The sequence below is a fragment of the Streptomyces sp. VRA16 Mangrove soil genome (genome assembly GCF_017377775.1).
Taxonomy (GTDB): domain Bacteria; phylum Actinomycetota; class Actinomycetes; order Streptomycetales; family Streptomycetaceae; genus Streptomyces.
In genome coordinates this window covers 1164201-1182080 of sequence record NZ_JAFVLN010000001.1, presented here as the reverse complement: position 1 = coordinate 1182080, position 17880 = coordinate 1164201, and the positions used below count along the sequence as shown (strand labels likewise).

Below are 17880 nucleotides of genomic sequence, written 5' to 3'. Positions count from 1 at the left end.
CGGCCCTTCGTCCTCGCGGACGCCCCGGGGTGAACTCCCGCACATCCCGGCGCCGTTGAGGGCGGAGTACGCGCGACGCCGGGGAGGGGAGCCCCGGCGCCGCGCGCGGGCGGTCGCCCCCGGCGCGGGCCTCACGGCCCCCGGCGGCGACCGCTCCCCCGACGTCGCGCGCCCGGGGGAAACGCGTCACGGCGGCTCAATCGCCGTGCCCCACCGCGGCGTTCGCGCCAAACGAACCGCACTTTCCACGCATCCTCAGCTCCGCAACGTCGTGTTAACCCCGCGATCACCTTTGCACAGCTAATCTTCCCCTTGACCAGTAGTTGACCTTCTATTGGCTCTTTCTTGGTGCACAAGAACAGGAGAGGGGGCGCATGTTCCGAGGTGAGAGGTCTCGCGCGACATACCTCCCGTGCGCCGTCGCGCCACCGCGGTCGCGCCGCGCCGTCACACATCCGTTCGCTCCCGCACACGCGTCCGAGCGGATCGCGCCCCGAACCCGATGCACCCGTCCTGCCAACCCGACGCGCACCCCACGGCGCGCCAGGAGGAATCAGTACTCATGCAGCCCCTCATCGACAACGCCCGTACGTTCGGACAACGCCCTGAGGAGTTCGCCCGGCTCGCCGAAGGCCAGTCGCCGCAGGTCCTCTTCATCACCTGCTCCGACTCACGGGTGGTGCCGGCCCTGATCACGGGCGCCCGCCCCGGCGAGCTCTTCGAGCTGCGCACCGCGGGCAACATCGTGCCCGCGTACGCCACCGACCGACCCTGCGGCGAGGCCGCCACCATCGAGTACGCCGTGGAAGTCCTCGGCGTCCGGGACATCGTCGTCTGCGGGCACTCGCACTGCGGCGCCATCGGCGCCCTGGTACGCGGCGACGACCTGGCGGCCGTACCCGCCGTGCGCGACTGGCTCGCCCACGCCGCGGACTCCCCCGCCGCCGACGATCCGTCCGACCCAACCGTCGCCGAGGCCGTGCAGCAACACGTCCTCGCCCAGTTGCTGCGCCTGCGCTCGTACCCGGCCGTCCAACGGCGGCTCACGGACGGGCGGGTCCGGCTGCGCGGCTGGTACTACGAAGTGCACACCGGGGGCGTCCGCGAACACCGCGCCGCCACCGACACGTTCGAGGCCCTGTGAGTGCCCTGATGACCAAATACCCTCATGTCAAGCAGGACTTCACCGCTTCACTCGTCGTCTTCCTGGTCGCGCTGCCCCTGTGCGTGGGCGTCGCCGTGGCCTCCGGGGTCCCCGCCGAGCTGGGCCTGGTGACCGGCATCGTCGGCGGCATCGTCACCGGCCTGATGCGGGGCAGCAGCCTCCAGGTCTCCGGTCCGGCGGCCGGGCTGACCGTCCTCGTGTACGAGGCGGTGCAGGAGTTCGGTCTGCCGGTGCTCGGCGTCGTGGTGCTCGCCACCGGGCTGCTCCAGATCGGCATGGGCGCCCTCAAGGTGGGACGCTACTTCCGGGCCATCTCCGTGTCGGTGGTGGAAGGAATGCTCGCCGGCATCGGGCTCGTGCTCATCGCGGGGCAGCTGTACGCACTGCTCGCGATGAAGGCGCCGGACTCCGGGATCGGCAAGATAGCCGGGCTGCCCGGGGCGTTCGCCGACGCGCTCGGCAGCACGCGCTCACTGGCCGCGCTCGGCCTCGGCGCGGGGACCGTCGCGGTCCTGGTGCTGTGGAAGCACCTGCCGCAGCGGGCCCGCGTGGTTCCCGGACCGCTGGCCGCGGTGGGGCTCGCGACGTCGGCCGCGGTCGTCCTGGACCTGCCGGTGGCCACCGTCGAGGTCAGCGGCCTCTTCGAGTCCGTGCAGCCGCCGTCAGCGGCCGCATTCGGCGAGCTCGCCGGCTTCGGCCTGATCGGCACGATCGTGGCGTTCACCCTGATCGCCTCGGCCGAGTCGCTGTTCAGTGCGGCGGCCGTGGACCGGATGCACGACGGCCCGCGGACCGCGTACGACAAGGAGTTGATGGCGCAGGGCGCGGGCAACGCGGTGTGCGGTGTGCTCGGCGCGCTGCCGATGACCGCGGTGATCGTGCGCAGCGCGGCCAACGTACAGGCGGGTGCGCGGACGAAGGCCTCGCGCGTCCTGCACGGTGTGTGGCTGCTGCTGTTCGCGGCGCTGCTGCCCGGCGTGCTCGCCCACATCCCGATCCCCGCGCTCGCGGGCGTGCTCGTGCACGCCGGGGCGAAGCTCATTCCCGTACGGGCCGTGGCGGGTCTGTGGCGTGAGCACCGTGGCGAAGTCCTGATCCTGTCGGTCACCGCGGTGTCGATCGTGGCGGTCAGCATGTTCGAAGGGGTGCTGGTCGGTGTGGCGCTGTCCGTCGCGAAGACGGCGTGGGACGCCTCGCAGGTGAAGCTGGAGGTCGTGGACAAGGGGTCGGGCCCGGTGCAGGCGCACCTGTCGGGCAACGCCACGTTCCTGCGGCTCCCGAAGATCCTGGACAGTCTGGAGGCCCTGCCGCACGACCGTCCGGTCGAGGTGAACCTGTCGGGTCTGCACCATCTCGACCACGCCTGCCGCACGGCGCTGGAGAACTGGGCGCAGCGGCACAGTTCCCCCGAGACGGAACCGGTGAGGGTCACCTCGTCCTGATCCGGGTCCGGGCCCGACTGCCGTGCGCCTCCACGGCAGTCGGGCCTTTTCCCTTGCGCGCCGGCCGTACGGTCACTCGTCCAGGACCGCCGCGACGGCCTCGATCTCGACGAGCTGGTCCGCGTACCCGAGCACGGTGACGCCCATGAGGGTGCTGGGCACGTCGTGGTCGCCGAAGGCGTCCCTGACGACGCGCCAGACGGCGCCCAGGTCCTGCTGCCGGGTCGTGGCCACCAGGACGCGCGTGCTGATGACGTCCTCGATCGTGGCGCCGGCCTCGGCGAGGGCGGTGCGCAGGTTGGCGACGCATTGGGCCGCCTGTCCCAGGTGGTCGCCGACGGCCACGGTCGCGCCCTTCTCGTCCAGCGGGCAGGCCCCGGCGAGAAAGACGAGCCGGGCGTCGGCGGGTGCCGTGGCGGCGTAGGCGTACTCGGCGACGTCGGAGAGTGCGGCGGAGCGGATCAGCGTGACGGAGCGGGGCACGGCCGGGGTTCCCTTCGGGCGGGTGCTGCCACGGGCGTGGAGCCCGGTCATGCTGCCACAGCACCCGCCTGTGCCTCGCCCGATTTACCTGCTGGACAGGGCGCCGCACTGGGAGGCGGCGGGCTCGCCCGCCAGCCGGTCGGTCAGCCAGTTCACGGCGGCGCCCTGGTCGGTCAGGAGCGGGCCGAAGTGGTTGATGAGCGCGCGGCCGACGTCGGGCAGGAGCACCGGCTTGTACGTGACGTCGGCGCCCTTGGCGCACCAGTCGACGGCGAGTTGGCGGGCCTGGCCGTGCGGAACGAGGTTGTCGCTGACGCCGGTGGCCACGCGGACGGGGCTGGTGGGCTTCATGGTGCCGATGCGCTGCCGGTCGAGGAACTCCTGGAGGCGCGGCTCGGCCCGGATGATCTGTTCGAGCGTCTTGCCGTCCTTCGTCCAGGACGAGCTGCGCCGCGAACTGTAGGAGAAGATCGCGTCGCCGACGCACAGGGTGGACAGGTCCTTGAGTGCGGCGCGGCCCTTGTCGTTGAGGTGGGCCTCGGCGATCGGCCGCAGCTCCGGGTCGGACTGCAGGAATCCGTTGAGGGACCAGCCGAGCGCGCCGACGAGGTCGGTGCCGTCGATCGCCTTGGTGGTCGCGGCGAGGTCGGCGGGGGGCGCCCCCGCGTAGGTGCCGGAGAGCCTGACGTCGGGGGCGTAGGCGGGCTGGAGTTCGGCGGCCGCGGCGGTGGCGCCGCCGCCCTGGCTGTAGCCGAACAGGCCGACGCGCGAGTCGGCCGTCACCGAGGTGCCCTTGAGGGAGCGGGCGGCGCGGACCGCGTCGAGCACGGCGTGGGCCTCGTCGAGCCGGTTGACGTAGGTGTGCAGCCGGTCGGTGGCGCCCAGGCCGATGTAGTCGGTGACGACGACGGCGACGCCCTTGGCGAGGAGGCGGTAGATCGCCAGGTCCTCGTAGCCGACGGACAAGGTCTGCCCGTTGAAGTTGACCGGGTGCTCCAGGCCGAGCGAGGCCGCGCACTGGTCGCCCTGGCCCTGTGTGCCGGGGGCGAGCGCGACGAGCGGGCGGGGGCCGCTGCCGCGCCACGTGGCGGTGGGCTCGATGTACGCGCCGGTCGCGGCGGCGGGGCCGCCGGTGGAGTCGGTGGTCTTGTACATCAGGCGGGTGGCCTTGCCCGGAAGCGGGCCGTGCAGGGTCGGCAGGCTGAGCGCGAGCGGCAGGGGTTCGCTGCGGATGACGCTGCCGTCGGCGTCCGGGAGTTGGGCCGGCGGGTTGTAGAACGTGGGGATCGTGACACCGCGCGAGACCTCATTCTCGGGGGTGTCGGCCGCGGCCGCGACGGGCCCGGCCTGGGCTCCGATGCAGGCGGCGACGGTGACGGCGGCGGCCAGCAGACGGGTGGGGGCGGGCATGGCGGACCTCCTGAGCGCAGGCGGAAGCTACGGCGCGCGGACGGACGTCCCACCGTCCCCACGCGTCGCGGGGACGCTACCGACCAGGCCGTTACCGCGGGTAGCGCCCGGGAGGTTACGATCCAGTAACTTGCCGGTGATGCGCGGGACTTCGGGCCGGGCCACGGCGCGGGGCCGCTCCCGCCGGCTGAAGGGTACAAAGAAACCCGTGCGACACCGGGGTCAGGTTCCGGTGCCGCACGGGTGGTCGGCGAAGTCAATCCTGCCCGCCTCCGGGCGGACGTACGCCCCGTTCTCGGCGTCAGCTCGCGAGACGCTCGGGGTGCAGGTCGCTCCTGAGGGCTCGGACGAAGGCGTCCTCGGCCTCCGCGCTGAAGAACCCCCGGATCCCACGCAGGAGTTGGAGGGCGGTGCGCACTCCTTGGGGCAGCGGCCGGGGCATGGCGGCCGCGAGCGCGGTGTGCTTGTCCGGAGCCGTGCGCGCCGCCTCCAGATGAGCCTGGGCCCGCGCCAGATCCCCGCTCCCCGCGTGCCGCACCGCGCAGGTCACGTCGTGGGACGCGCTGCGCGAGACGTCGAGCAGCGACTGGATGCCCCGCAGGTCGCGGTCGTCGGTACGGGCCGGTACCGCGCTCCATTCGCGCACGGCGGCGCTGAGATGGCCGTCGGCGCGGTCGAGGATCTTCACTATGGCGGACAGCCGGCCCGCCTCCAGGTGTGCCTGGTGTGCCATGCCGAATCCTTTCCTCAGCCCTGCCGTCGATCCCTGTCTCCAGCGGTATCACCCGGGCTGTGCGGCGCGAAGCCCCGTGGAGGGGGCGCACCGCACGCGCAGAGGGAGAGCATGCGGCGCATGACGGGAGGTTGAGGCACGGAGCGGCGCACGGGGCGGCGCCAGAACCACGCCGCCCCGGCCGCGGGGGCCGCGGCAGTGACGGGAGGGCCGGCGCGGCCGTTGAGCCTGCCGCACGCCCGCTCCCCATGGCCCTTTGGAGGCCACGTGACCCCTACGGCGAGTCCGTCCGCGCCCACCGGACGGCTGCGCGGTTCGCTCGGCACCGCCTCGATCGTGCTGATGGTGCTCGCGGCCGCCGCGCCGCTGACCGTCGTCGGCGGGGCGGTGCCGCTCGGCATCGCGCTGGGCGACGGGCCCGCGTATCCGGCGGCGTTCGCCGTCTGCTGCGGGGTGCTGCTGCTGTTCTCCGCCGGGTTCTGCGCGATGGCCCGGCACGTGCGGCGGGCGGGCGCGTTCTCGGCGTACGTCGACGAGGGCCTCGGGGCGCGGGCCGGGCTCGGCGCGGCGTTCCTGGCCGTCGCCACGTACACGGCGGTGCAGGTGTCGGTGTACGGCTACCTCGGCGTCGCCCTCGACACACTGGTGCGTTCCTACGGCGGGCCGTCCGCGCCGTGGTGGCTGTGGACCTGCGGGGTGATCGGCGTCGTGGTTCGACGACGGCAGCCACCGTTCTGCTCGGGATCCCGGCGCTCGCCTTCGGCCTGGGCTTCGCCCGCGAACGCCGCCACGCCACGGAGACGGCCGCCCCCGCATGACCCGGTGGCGAGCCCGCCTCCCCGCTGTGTCTACGCTTCCCGCATGCCTGACCGGGAACTCGACGACACCGTGCGCGCCCGCCTGACGCGGCTCGCGCCGCCGCCCGTCGCTCCCGTGGACGCCCGCGGGGACTGGCGGGCCGTCGAGGACACGCTCGGTACCCGGCTGCCCGCCGACTACCGGTGGCTCGTCGAGACCTACGGATGGGGCGAGTTCGCCGACGTCCTGTATCTGCGCACGCCGTTCGGCACGAGCCCGTACAACCATGTCGACCGGTTCCGCCCGGACACCGCTCCGGGGCCGCTGCTCGTCTGGGGCGGCAGCATCGACGCGGACCGGCTGTGCTGGCTCGTGTCCGGCGCACCGGCCGACTGGCCGGTCGTGGTGCGGGGCCGCGCCGGAGAGCACGAGACGTACGCCGGGGGAACCGCCGTGTTCCTTGAGGGCTGGCTCGCCGGACGGATCGACTCACCACTGCTCGGCGCCATGGAGCCGGATCTGGCGCCCTGGTTCAACGCGTTCCGCCCGCGCGCCCACCGCTGTCTGCGGCTGTCGCAGGGGTCGGCCGACCACGAGGAACGACTGCGGCGGCTGCGCGAGGCGCTCGCCCCGACCGTGGACCGGGGTGCGTGGCGCGCCGACGACGGCGGGGCGGGACAGGATCACTTCGCGACCGTGGGCACGGACTGGCTGCTCACGTACGACATGACGCGCCCGCACCAGATCCGGGTCGGTTTCCCGCCCGAGGACGGCGACCGGGTGCGGGAGCGGCTTTTCGCCGCGGTGCGGCACATGGGGTGCCGGGTCGTCGCCGTCACGGACGCGGCCGGTGTCTCCCTGCCGGCCTGGGGCGGTGCCGCCGGCTGACGTAGCTCGTGTTCAGGGGCGGAGCCACACACGCAGCTCACCGATCGGCTCGCATCCGTGCCGCAGCGCCGCCGCGAGGTCGTCGCCGTGTTCGTACCCGACCACCGGCAGGCCGGGGGCGAGGTGGTGGGCGGCGTCCAGCGCGACCCGCCAGGCGGTGTCCGCGGGAGCGTCGTGCGCGAAGACGTTCGAGACGCCGACGGCTCCGGCGTCACGGTTCAGGACGGCTCCCGCGGTGATCCGCCCGGCGCCGTCGTGCGTCGCGATCACGAACACCTGCTTCTCGTCGAGGAGTCGGGGACCGAAGAGGTCCGCCGCGCCGTCGCCGTCGTCCCAGGCTTCGGCCCAGGCGCGCAGGCTGTCCGCGTCCTCGACCACGGTCCAGGAGGGCGTGCCGGCGGGCGCGGGGGCGTCGGCCGGGCGGTGGATCCAGGTGGCTTCGAAGAGGATCTGGAACCCGGCGCCGGTCAGATCGAGATCACCGAAGCTGTCCTTCACGGTGGCGCCCGGCGCCGCGGTGTCGATCCGTGCCACGAGCGCGTCGGCGTCCGCTCCGGGGACCAGGGTCACCGCGTCCGGGTAGTACAGGGGTGTGCGCGCCGGGGCCGTCCACGCCTCGTCCCCCACCTCACCGGACACGCCGTGCGTGCCGCTCATGGCGGCGCACCACAGGGCGTTGTTGCGGGCGGCGGTCCGGATCAGGGTGCGATGCTGCGGCGTCATGAGTGGATCATGGCTGAGGGAACCGGCCCGGCGCCACCGAGTTCCGCGGCCGGGGCAGCCGTCAACGGTTGCCGGTCATCGGGCCGTTGGGACAGGAAGCCCGGATGCTGAAGGGCGACAGGATCGGGCTGAGTGCCCGGCACGACGACGACATACCGGTGCCGCGGACCGAGGTCCACGACGACCTGGTCGACTCCTCGCGGGTCGAGGCCGGAGTGTGGCGGCCGATCGCGCCCGGGGCGAAGGACCCGCGGCACGTGGCGGACGAGACGCGGCCGAGGGTCATGTGCCGTTCTCCGTCGTCGAACTGGAGGGCTGCGCCCTGGTCGGCACGGTCACCCTGGGAGGCATCGACCACCACCACCGCGCCGCGCACATCGGCCTGGGCCTGCTCCCGTCGCCCGCGGCAAGGGGTACGGCACGGACGTCGTCGCGGCCCTGTGCTACTGCGGGTTCGTCGCACTCGGTCCGCAGCAACTGCAGGCCAAGACGCCGTCGGACAACCACGCGATGCTCCGCTCCACCGAGCGCAACAGCTTCGTCCGCGAGGGCGTGCCGCGCTCCTCGGCGTGGGTGCGCGGCGCGTTCCTGGACGAGGTGACCCTCGGCCTTCTCGCCGAGGACCGGAAGCCGGGCCCGCGCGTCCGAGTCCTGCCGCCCCGCGCCCTGCTCACAGACGGGCGCGCAGGGCGAGCGCCAGTCGGTCCATCTCCTGCGCGCCCACCCGCTCGTGCTCCGGGCGGCGCAGCAACTCGAAGATCCCCGGGCCGCGTTGGGTCTCGGGCAGCTGCGCCGCGCGCGGAACGACGTGGAAGTGCACGTGCGCGAAACCCTCGGCCTCCGCGAACTGGACGACGTACGTCTTCGCGCAGCCGGTGACCGCGCGCAGCGCCCGCGAGAGCCGGACCTGCCAGAGGCCGAGGGAGGCGGCCTCGGCGTCCGTGAGGTCGTGCACCGCGGTCACATGGCGACGTGGCAGCAGGACGAGCCAGCCGGGCAGCGCGCTGGTGAACGAGTGGACCACGCGCTAGTGGTCGTCGTGGGCGACGCGTTCGCGCGGGGGCAGTTCGTCGAAGCGGGTCTCGTGGGCGCACGGGTAACAGTCGGCCGGCCGGGGCTGTGGCGATGTCATGCGTCCACGATGCCCTGTCGTGGCGTGCGGTCAGCGCTGTGCGGGCAGGGCGAGGACCTCTCGGACCGTGCGCACGACACCGTTGTCGGTGTGCGAGGGGGCCCGGTGGCGGGCCCGGCGCACGACCTCGGGGTGCGCTTCCTGCATGGCGTACGACCAGTCGGCGGCGTCCAGCATCTCCAGGTCGTTGAGGTAGTCGCCGAAGACCATGGTCTGGGCGGGCGTGATGCCGAGTTCGCGCTGCAGGCGGCGGACGGCGACGCCCTTGTTGGCGGTGAGGTTCATGACGTCGACCCAGTGCGCGCCCGAGACGACGACCTGGTGAGTCTCGGTGAGGGGAGCGAGGGCCGGGGCGACGGCCCGTTCCGCCTGGCCGAAGTCGAAGACGGCGACCTTGATGACGTCGTCTTCGACGGCAGTGACGTCGTCGACGATCCGGTGGTTGCGGTAGTACTTGCGGACCTCGGTCATGAACGCATCGTCGGAACGCTCCACGTACGCGGACTGCTTGCCGCAGACGACGACGCCGACGTCCGCGCGCTCCTCGGCGTTCTCATCGACGGTCCCGTCGGCGAGCTGACGGATCGACTCGACGATCCAGGACACCACGGCGGGGTCCAGCACGTCCGAGCTGATCTCGGCGCCGCCACGGACGACATAGGTGCCGTTCTCCGCGACGTACACCATGCCGCCGTCGTCCACGGCGGCGAACTGGGCGGCGAGGGTGGCGTACTGGCGGCCGCTGGCGGGGCAGAAGACGATGCCGCGCCGGTTCAGTTCCGCGAGGAGCGGCCACACGGCGTCGGGTATGCGGCCGTCGGCGTCGAGGAGCGTGCCGTCCATGTCGGTGACGACGAGTCGGATGTCCGGCGGGGTGGAGGCGGTGGTGGCAGTGGTGGCGGTCGCGGTGCGGTGCGTGGTCACGGTGTTTCCTGGGTCGGCGGGGTCGATGGCGTGGGCGGTCGGAAGGGTCGTCGGCCGGAATCGGTCAGGGCCGGGTGGGCCGAGCGCACGATGAGTGCGCGCAGGCGGTCGACGGCGTGGGCGCGGGCTCCGGCGGGTTCGGGGTCGGACAGTCCCGCGGCGGTGACGGGAACCGGGCGTGGGCCGCGGCCGAAGCGGGCGTCGAGCGCGGGGACCAGGGCGGGGCCCCAGGCGCCCCCGACGACGACGGTGCGCGGGTCGGCGAAGGCGACGGCGGCCGCGAGGACGGCGCCGACGGCGTCGGCGAGGACGGTGCGGGTGCGCGCGCCCCGCTCGTCGGGGGCGGCGAGCCGGACGTGCAGGGCGTCGACGTCGACGGCGGTGGAGCCCGGTCTGCGCAGGCCGAGCGCGGCGAACACCTCGGTGAGCGCCATGGCCGTGCCGTCCGGTCCTGGCACGCTGAGGTGGGCGATCTCGCCGGCGAAGCCGTGGTGGCCGCGGCGCACCTCCCCGTCGGAGACGACGGCGCCGCCCAGTCCCTCGCCGAGGTGGAGGTAGACGAAGTCGTCGATGCCGCGGGCGTGCCCGTCGGCGTGTTCGGCGCGGGCCGCCCAGTTCACGTCGTTGTCCACGAGGACGGGTCCGTCGACGTACGGGGCGAGGACGGCCGGCGGGTCGAGGTCGCCGACCAGGAAGGGCGCGTCGGGCAGGTGCACGAGGCGGCCCGTGGTGCGGTCGACGGGGTCGGCGGCGCTGACCACGCCGGTGCGCAGACCGCCCTCGGCGCATGTGGCGACCGCCCGCACGGTCGCGTCCAGGGCGGCGCCGATCGCCCGGGGCGTGGCGTCGGGCCCGAACCGCGTCTCCTCCCGCACCCGGACGCGGCCGAGGGCGTCGACCGCCTCGGCCGTCACGCCGTACGGAGTGATCCCGACGACCAGCGCGGCGCCGAGCCGCGGCGCGAGCCCGTAGTACGAGCCGACGCGGCCGCGTCCCGTGGTGCGCTCGCCGGTGTCGACGACCAGCCCGGTCCGGTTCAGCCGCTGCACGCTGTCGGAGATCGTGGGCTTGGAGATGCCGGTGCGGGCGGCGATCTCGGCGCGGGTGAGGCGCGGCTCGGCCATCAGGGCGCGCAGCACGTTCTCGTCGGTGAGCGCGCGCAGCATCTCCAGGGAGGGGCGCGGCATCGGCTTCGACAAGGTCACCCCGCCAGTCTAACCATTTCAGTAAGGAGTCCTTCCTAGAGTCGCGGGGAGACCGTCCGCCGGTTCCCACCTGCCTGTCTCCCCGTAACCCCTTGATCGCCCGGCCGTGGGCGCCGTACGTTCCTCCGATGATTCGACTCACGGTGGACGGCGCCGTTCTGCGCTGTGCCGATCACGGTCCCGAGGACGGTCTGCCCGTCGTCCTGGTGCACGGCCATCCCTTCAACCGCAGTCTGTGGGCCCCCCAGGCGGAGGCCCTCGCCGCCGCCGGGTACCGGGTGCTGACGCCCGATCTGCGCGGGTACGGCGAGAGCGGGATCACCGAGGGACAGGTGCTGCTGTCCCGGTTCGCCGACGACGTGCTCGCGCTCCTCGACCACGTGGGCGTGGAGCGGGCCGTGGTCGGCGGGGTCTCGATGGGCGGGCAGATCGCCATGGAGTTCCATCTGCGCCACCCCGGGCGGACCGCGGCGCTCGTGCTCTCGGACACGTCGGCGCCCGCCGAGACCGAGGACGGCAAGGCGTTCCGCAACCGTCTCGCGGACCGGCTGCTCGCCGAGGGGATGAGCGGGTACGCGCACGAGGTCATCGACAAGATGCTCGCCGCGTACAACGTGACCGCGCTGCCGGACGTCGCCGCCGCGGTGCTCGCCATGATGCGCGGCACCGACCCGCGGGGTGCGGCGGCGGCGCTGCGCGGCCGGGCCGAGCGCCCCGACTACCGGGAGTCGCTGGCCGCGGCCCGGGTGCCCGCGCTCGTCGTGGTCGGCGCGGACGACGTGTACACGCCCGTCGCCGAGGCCGAGTCGATCGCGAAGCTGATCCCGGACGCCGATCTCGCGGTGATCGACGGGGCCGGGCATCTGCCGGGCGCCGAGCAGCCGGACCGGTTCAACGCCGTGCTCCTGGCCTTCCTGCGCTCCCGCGTCGCACAGTGACCCGCTCCGCCCCCGACCGGCTGCTCGATGTCCTCGGCGCGTTCGACCAGCACCATCAGGCGCTCACGCTCACCGAGCTGGCCCGCCGCGCCGACCTGCCGCTGGCCACCGCGCACCGGCTGGTCGGCGCGCTCGCCGGGTGGGGCGCCCTGGAACGGGACGACGCCGGCCGCTACCACGTGGGGCTGCGACTGTGGGAGCTGGCCGCGCTGGCGCCGCGCGGCCTGGGGCTGCGCCAGGCGGCACTGCCGTTCCTGGAGGACCTGTACGAGGCCACGCACGAGAACGTGCACTTCGCCGTCCGCGACGGCCACGACGTCGTCTACATCGAGCGGCTGTCGGGGCGCAGCGCGGTGGGCGTCCACTCGCGGGTCGGCGCGCGCTGGCCGCTGCACGCCACCGGCGTGGGTCTCGTGCTCCTCGCCCACGGCGAGCCGGGGCTCCAGGAGGCGTACGCGGCCGAGAGCCTCGCCGCCTTCACGCCGCACACGGTGACGGACCCGGCGCGGCTGCGCCGGATGCTCGCCGAGATACGGCGCTCGGGGATCGCGGTGAGCGAGCGTCAGATCACCGACGACGCGGTGTCGGTGGCGGCTCCGGTGCGCGGGCCGCGCGGCGACGTGATCGCGGCGGTCTCTGTCGTCGTACCGGTGGCGGGCGCGCGGACACCTGCGCTGATCCCGGCGGTGCAACTGGCCGGACGGGGCATTTCGCGTGCGCTCGGCTGGCAACCCGTCTCGACTCCCGCACCGTCCCCGCCTCCGGCTTCCGCCTGACGGAAGCGCTGTTGTGGAGATGTGGCCCACGTCACCACCCTGGTCAGCGACGCGCGGCGACGGAGCCGCGCGCGATGCCAGGAGGGACACCTGCCATGACCTCTGCCCCGACCTCTCAGCAGAACCGATCGGCCTTCGCCCGCGACCAGTGGTACGTCGCCGCCTGGTCGTCGGAGGTGGGTCGCGAGCTGCTCGGCCGCACCGTCCTCGGCGAACACCTCGCCCTCTACCGCACCGAGGCGGGCGATCCCGTGGTCCTCGCCGACCGGTGCGTGCACCGCCGCTATCCGCTGTCGGCGAGCAGCCTGGACGGCGACCGGGTCGTGTGCGGCTACCACGGGTTCACGTACGACACGACGGGCACGTGCGTGTTCGTGCCGGGGCAGAAGCGCATCCCCCGTACCGCGCGGGTGAGTTCGTACCCGGTGGCCGAGGTCGACAACATGGTGTGGGTGTGGGTCGGCGACCCCGAACTCGCCGACCCGGACACGATTCCGCGCGCCCCGCACCTGGCCGCCGACGGCTGGGTGACCGTGCAGGGCATGGAGCCGATCGACGCGGACTACGGACTGCTCGTCGACAACCTCCTCGACCTGTCGCACGAGACGTATCTGCACGGCGGCTACATCGGAACGCCGGAGGTCGCCGAGACGCCGATCACGACGGAGGTCGACGAGGAGGCGGGCATCGTGCGCGTGTCGCGTCACATGATGGACGCCGCGTGCCCGCCGTTCTACGCCCGGTCGACCGGGATCGAGGGACGCATCCAGCGGCTGCAGGACATCGAGTACCACGCACCGTGCCTGTATCTGCTGCACTCCCGGATCACCCCGACCGGCCAGGACGCGCCCGCGTTCCTCACGGAGATCACGTACGCGATCACGCCGTCCGCGCCGGGCAAGGTCTACGACTTCTGGGCGGTGTCCCGCAATTTCGCGGTCGACGACGAAGAAGTCACCACGTTCCTGCGGGACTTCAACCACACGGTCGTCATGCAGGACGTCGACGCCCTGAACCTGCTGCAGCGCTCGCTGGACTCCGAGCCGGCCGGGTACCAGGAGCTGAGCATCAACATCGACACCGGCGGCCTGGCCGCGCGCCGCATCCTCGCCAAGCTGGCCGCCGGATGAGCGGCGGCGCCGTCTACCGCATCGACTGGCTGCCGGGCACGGATCTGCTCAGCGGGCGCTGCCACTGCGGCGCCCGGCACGAGGACCAGGATCCGGTCGCCATGTGGGAGTGGATGCTCGCCCATCCCGATCACCCGTCCAGTCGCCCCTCCAGCCCTCTCCCCAGCACTGACAAGGACCGTCATCCGTGAGCGAGTTGATCGATCTCGTCGTCGCCGAACGCCGCCAGGAGGCCGTCGGCGTCGTCTCCCTGCTGCTGCGCCGCCCGGACGGCGGCCCGCTGCCCGGCTGGGAGCCGGGCGCCCACGTCGATCTCCTGCTCGGCGACGGCCTGGAACGGCAGTACTCGCTGTGCGGCGGCGACGCGTCGGCGTGGCGCATAGCCGTGCTCCGCGAGGAGGCCGGGCGCGGCGGATCCGCCCATGTGCACGGCGAGTTGACGGAGGGAAGCGCGGTCCGCGCCCGCGGTCCGCGCAACCACTTCCCGCTCGAACCCGCCTCGGCGTACCGGTTCGTGGCGGGCGGCATCGGCATCACACCGATCCTGCCGATGCTGCACGAGGCCGACGCCCCCTGGTCGCTGTACTACGGCGGGCGGGCGCTGCGATCGATGGCGTTCACAGCGGAACTGGCGGCCCGCCACCCCGCCGACCGGCTGCACCTCCAGGAGGGGCTGCTCGACCTCCCGGCCGCCCTGGCGGACCTGCGCCCCGGTGAACTCGTCTACGCCTGCGGCCCCGAGCCCCTGCTCACCGCGGTGGAAGCTCTCGTGCCGCCCGGTGCGCTGCGCACCGAGCGCTTCACTGCGGTGGCGACGGACACGGCCGCGGACGAGGCTTTCGAGATCGAACTCGCCCTGTCGGGCCGCACGTTGACGGTCCCCGCGGACCGGTCGGTCCTCGCGACGCTCCAGGACGCCGGGATCGACGTGCTGTACTCCTGCACGGAGGGCACGTGCGGCACCTGCGAGACGGATGTGCTCGCAGGTGAGGTCGACCACCGCGACAGCGTGCTCACCACGCAGGAGCAGGCCCGCAACGAAACGATGATGGTGTGCGTGTCGCGGGCCGTGAAGGGAGGGCGGCTCACACTGGACCTGTGACTCCGACGGGCCGCCCGCGGTTCAGGAGCCGATGCCGGAGAGGGAGTTGGCGATCTGGCCCACCATATTGACCACTCCCTGGCCGAACTCGGTGGGGGCGATCAGGATGCCCAGGATCAGCACGATGATCATGGTGAGGAGCGTGTCGCTGCGCTTTCTGGCCTGGACCGGGCGGCGCAACAGCAGGATCGCGATGACCGCCAGTAGCACCGCGACGTCGACTGTGATGTCCACCCGACGGCCCTCCCCTGCACAGAGCGGTCCCGCACCTCCTTACCTGTGTAACGCGGACTCCGCCGGTCCGCAGGGACCTTGTCGTCAGTTGGCGCGAAGGTGCCGCGCGGCTATGCCCGCCGCTGCACTCGCGCCGACTCCAGTTCCGCCCTGTACCGCGCGTATCCGATCTCGTACGTCTTTGCGGCCTCGGCACGCGGCGTGACGGTGCGGACGGGCCGCGGGCGGGTGGCGGACGGCAGGCCGAGGGCCGCGCGGGCGACCGCGGTGGCGCCCAGCGCGCCGACCTCCTCCTCGACGGGGATGGTGACCGGGTGGCCGATGATGTCGGCGAAGAGCTGGGCCCACGGTCCCGAGCGGCTGCCGCCTCCGCACGCGGCGAGGGTGCCGGTGAGTCCGGCGGCCTCCAGGCAGTGGCGCGCGGCGTAGCCGATGGCCTCGCAGACCGCGCGGACGGCGTCGGCCGGGGTGTGGGCGAGGGTGAGGCCGTCGAGACGGCCGCGGACGGCGGGGTCGACGAACGGGGCGCGCTCGCCCGCCTCGGAGAGGAACGGGAGCGCCGTGACGCCGGCCGCGCCGGGCGGGCTGGCGTCGAGGAGTGCGTCGAGGTCGGCGGTGGTCCGGCCGGTGAGGGCGAGGACCCATTCGAGGGCGGCGGTGCCGACCATCGCGGGCATGGCGCGCAGCCAGCGTCCGGGCTGCGGCATGCACAGCCACATGCCCGCGGGTTCGGCGCCCGGGTCGATGCGGGCCTCGTCGGTGAGGACCTGGCAGGCGAGGGTGGTGCCGATGATGACGATGCCGTCGCCGGGTTCGCGCACTCCGCTGCCGAGGGCGCAGGCGGGCAGGTCGTACGGGCCCGCGGTGAGCGGCAGCCCCTTGGGCAGGCCGAGGAGTTCGGCGCCGTGCGCGTCGAGCGCGAGGACGGTGCCGGGGGTGGCGGGGGCGGGCAGGAGGCGGGCCTGGCCGGTGAGGCCGCAGGCGGCGAGGGCCGCGGCGGAGTAGGTGCGCGTGGCGGGGTCGAGGAAGGGCAGCGTGGCGTCGGACGCGTCGAGACATATCTGTCCGGTGAGGCGCTGGGCGACGGCGTCGACGCAGTAGCCGGCCGTCGCGGCGCGGGCGAGCACCTCGGGCTCGTGCTCCTGAAGCCAGGAGAGCAACGGGGCGTGGCAGCCGGGGAACATGCCGGAGCCGGTGTGCGCGTAGACCTCCTGGACGGTGCCGCCCGCGAGCCAGTCGGTGACGCGGTCGGCGGCGCGGCCGTCCATCCAGGAGATCGCGGGCCGTACCGCACGGCCGTCGGCGTCGCGCAGCCACAGGCCGTCGCCCTGCCCGGTGAGCGCCAGCGCGGCGGGCGGCTCGGTGAGCGCGGCGGCGGTCTCGCGCACGACCTCCGCGACGGTGCGCACGACGTCGTCCAGGTCCTGCTCGACGCGGCCGCCGGGCAGCCGGTCCAGGCGGGAGCGGCGTGCGGCGCGGGCGAGCGGGGTGCCGTCGGCGTCGAACGCGACGGCCTTGGTGACCGACGTGCCGATGTCGACGCCGATGACGACGGAGCCGGTGCCTCGGGTGCCCTGTGCCGCGTCGGTCATGGCCTGCTCTCCTTCAGCCGGTTGTCCGGCGTCACCTCGGGGTTGGCGGGGTGTGCGAGGGGCTCGCCGCGCAGGAACCGGCCGACCTCGGCGGCGGTGATCGCGGCGGCCCGGTGGGCGGTCTGGCGGGTGGCTCCGGCCAGGTGGGGCGCGGTGACGACGTTGGGGGCGTCGTGCAGCGGCCAGTCGGCGGGCGGGGGCTCGACGTCGTACACGTCGAGGGCGAGCGCGCCGAGTCGGCCGCTGCGCAGCAGGCCGGGCAGCGGCGCGTAGTCGAGGAGGCCGCCGCGCGCCGAGTTCACCAGGACGGCGCCCTCGGGGAGCAGCGCGAGTTTGTCCGCGTCGATGAGGTGGTGGGTCTCGGTGGTGAGGCGGGCGTGCAGGCTCACCACGTTGCTGGCGCGCAACAGGTCGTCGAGGCCTACGAGTTCGACGCCGTCGGCGCGGACGGCGGCCGGGTCGGCGTAGGGATCGTGGGCGAGGACGCGGGAGCCGAAGGCGGTGAGGACGCGGGCGACGATCCGGCCGATGGCGCCGTAGCCGACGAGGCCGACCGTGGCGCCGTCGAGTTCGATGCCGCCCTCCTCGTACGCGTAGAAGTCGCCGCGCCACACGCCGTTCTTGAGATCGGCATCGGCGGTGGTGATGCGGCGCATCGCGGCGAGCATCAGGCCGATCGCGAACTCGGCGGCGGCCGGCGCGTTGCGGCCGGGAGCGAAGCTGACGGCGACGCCGTGCCGGGTCGCGGCGGCCAGGTCGACGTTGACGGGGCCGCCGCGGGAGACGGCGATCATGCGCAGTCCGGGGCTGGCCGCGATCACCTTCTCCGTGAACGGCGCCATCTGGGTCACGCAGATCCCGGCCCCCTCCAGCGCCTCGATGAGCTGGTCCTCGGTGCCGCTCGCCTCGATCACCGTGCCGACGGGGCCGAACGGTTCGTGCGGCCAGGGCAGTGTGAGGTCGCGGAACTCGGGCGTCAACTCCCCCGGCAGGTCAGCCAGTTCGGCGGCGAGCGCGGCACGCAGCAGATCGGGACGGACGAAGTGATCGCCGGCGGCGAGAATGCGCATACGGCTGCGGCCCTTCTTCGAGCTGGGAGTGCGAGCTGAGACCGGCGCACCGGTAGCTGATAGATTTAACATCGCGGATTTGAATTATCAATGTCCCCAGTTCAGAGAGCCGGATCCGCACCGGATCCAGAAAGG

At 73.3% G+C, this 17880-nt stretch carries 18 protein-coding genes and 1 pseudogene; 9 read left to right on the top strand and 10 right to left on the bottom strand.

Annotation, left to right across the window (positions count from 1 at the left end; all coding sequences use genetic code 11):
• Positions 1-562: 562 nt before the first annotated feature.
• On the top strand, positions 563-1144 hold the full coding sequence (locus J3486_RS05275) for a carbonic anhydrase (RefSeq protein ID WP_207818733.1): 582 nt from the start codon (positions 563-565) through the stop codon (positions 1142-1144).
• Positions 1145-1152: 8 nt separating this feature from the next.
• Positions 1153-2607 carry a SulP family inorganic anion transporter gene (locus J3486_RS05270; RefSeq protein ID WP_207818732.1) on the top strand — a complete coding sequence of 485 codons (1455 nt, stop codon included), beginning with the start codon at positions 1153-1155 and terminating at the stop codon, positions 2605-2607.
• A 72-nt stretch (positions 2608-2679) separates the two neighbouring features.
• On the opposite strand, the gene J3486_RS05265 is transcribed toward J3486_RS05270, so the two are convergent.
• The 3 genes from J3486_RS05265 to J3486_RS05255 all read right to left on the bottom strand — a co-directional run bounded on the left by J3486_RS05265 (position 2680) and on the right by J3486_RS05255 (position 5233).
• Positions 2680-3141: a RidA family protein gene (locus J3486_RS05265; protein ID WP_207818731.1), complete on the bottom strand. Its 462-nt coding sequence runs from the start codon at positions 3139-3141 to the stop codon at positions 2680-2682.
• Between the two features lie 33 nt (positions 3142-3174).
• Positions 3175-4500 (bottom strand): lipase family protein, encoded by a 1326-nt coding sequence (locus J3486_RS05260; protein WP_207818730.1) that lies wholly within the window; start codon positions 4498-4500, stop codon positions 3175-3177.
• Positions 4501-4801: 301 nt separating this feature from the next.
• Complete coding sequence (locus J3486_RS05255; protein WP_207818729.1) at positions 4802-5233, bottom strand: hypothetical protein; 432 nt, start codon at positions 5231-5233, stop codon at positions 4802-4804.
• Positions 5234-5500: 267 nt separating this feature from the next.
• On the opposite strand from J3486_RS05255, the gene J3486_RS43895 reads away from it, so the two are divergent.
• Entirely contained in the window at positions 5501-6919 is a 1419-nt protein-coding gene (locus tag J3486_RS43895) for an SMI1/KNR4 family protein (RefSeq protein WP_229377410.1), read from the top strand.
• A gap of 12 nt (positions 6920-6931) precedes the next feature.
• On the opposite strand, the gene J3486_RS05245 is transcribed toward J3486_RS43895, so the two are convergent.
• A complete protein-coding gene (locus tag J3486_RS05245) occupies positions 6932-7642 on the bottom strand; it encodes a hypothetical protein (RefSeq protein ID WP_207818728.1) in 711 nt (236 codons plus the stop codon).
• A 104-nt stretch (positions 7643-7746) separates the two neighbouring features.
• Between J3486_RS05245 and J3486_RS43890 the strand changes: the two are divergent.
• Positions 7747-8281: pseudogene (locus J3486_RS43890) on the top strand (GNAT family N-acetyltransferase); the annotation flags it as partial.
• A gap of 31 nt (positions 8282-8312) precedes the next feature.
• Here J3486_RS43890 and J3486_RS05240 read toward each other — a convergent pair.
• The 3 genes from J3486_RS05240 to J3486_RS05230 form a co-directional block, all read right to left on the bottom strand.
• Entirely contained in the window at positions 8313-8666 is a 354-nt protein-coding gene (locus tag J3486_RS05240; RefSeq protein WP_307804690.1) for an HIT family protein, read from the bottom strand.
• 138 nt (positions 8667-8804) lie between these two features.
• Positions 8805-9698, bottom strand: a complete 894-nt coding sequence (locus J3486_RS05235; RefSeq protein ID WP_307804689.1) for a Cof-type HAD-IIB family hydrolase — start codon at positions 9696-9698, stop codon at positions 8805-8807.
• On the bottom strand, positions 9695-10903 hold the full coding sequence (locus J3486_RS05230; RefSeq protein ID WP_307804688.1) for an ROK family transcriptional regulator: 1209 nt from the start codon (positions 10901-10903) through the stop codon (positions 9695-9697). Before J3486_RS05230 ends, J3486_RS05235 begins: the two co-directional genes overlap by 4 nt.
• A gap of 128 nt (positions 10904-11031) precedes the next feature.
• Here J3486_RS05230 and J3486_RS05225 point away from each other — a divergent pair, with 128 nt between their 5' ends.
• From J3486_RS05225 to J3486_RS05205, 5 genes are all read left to right on the top strand, one after another.
• Positions 11032-11841 carry an alpha/beta fold hydrolase gene (locus J3486_RS05225; protein WP_207818727.1) on the top strand — a complete coding sequence of 270 codons (810 nt, stop codon included), beginning with the start codon at positions 11032-11034 and terminating at the stop codon, positions 11839-11841.
• Positions 11838-12617, top strand: coding sequence for an IclR family transcriptional regulator (locus J3486_RS05220; protein WP_207818726.1), 780 nt, complete (start codon positions 11838-11840; stop codon positions 12615-12617). Before J3486_RS05225 ends, J3486_RS05220 begins: the two co-directional genes overlap by 4 nt.
• 95 nt (positions 12618-12712) lie before the next feature.
• The gene (locus J3486_RS05215) at positions 12713-13747 is read left to right on the top strand and encodes an aromatic ring-hydroxylating dioxygenase subunit alpha (protein WP_207818725.1); all 1035 of its coding nucleotides are present in this window, start codon (positions 12713-12715) and stop codon (positions 13745-13747) included.
• Positions 13744-13938, top strand: coding sequence for a hypothetical protein (locus J3486_RS05210; RefSeq protein WP_207818724.1), 195 nt, complete (start codon positions 13744-13746; stop codon positions 13936-13938). Before J3486_RS05215 ends, J3486_RS05210 begins: the two co-directional genes overlap by 4 nt.
• On the top strand, positions 13935-14849 hold the full coding sequence (locus J3486_RS05205; protein WP_207818723.1) for a PDR/VanB family oxidoreductase: 915 nt from the start codon (positions 13935-13937) through the stop codon (positions 14847-14849). Before J3486_RS05210 ends, J3486_RS05205 begins: the two co-directional genes overlap by 4 nt.
• A 21-nt stretch (positions 14850-14870) precedes the next feature.
• Here J3486_RS05205 and J3486_RS05200 read toward each other — a convergent pair whose 3' ends face one another.
• The 3 genes from J3486_RS05200 to J3486_RS05190 all read right to left on the bottom strand — a co-directional run bounded on the left by J3486_RS05200 (position 14871) and on the right by J3486_RS05190 (position 17745).
• Positions 14871-15083 carry a hypothetical protein gene (locus tag J3486_RS05200; RefSeq protein ID WP_207818722.1) on the bottom strand — a complete coding sequence of 71 codons (213 nt, stop codon included), beginning with the start codon at positions 15081-15083 and terminating at the stop codon, positions 14871-14873.
• 110 nt (positions 15084-15193) lie between these two features.
• Positions 15194-16675, bottom strand: coding sequence for an FGGY-family carbohydrate kinase (locus tag J3486_RS05195; RefSeq protein WP_207818721.1), 1482 nt, complete (start codon positions 16673-16675; stop codon positions 15194-15196).
• A complete protein-coding gene (locus J3486_RS05190; protein WP_207818720.1) occupies positions 16672-17745 on the bottom strand; it encodes a 2-hydroxyacid dehydrogenase in 1074 nt (357 codons plus the stop codon). Before J3486_RS05190 ends, J3486_RS05195 begins: the two co-directional genes overlap by 4 nt.
• Positions 17746-17880: the final 135 nt, after the last annotated feature.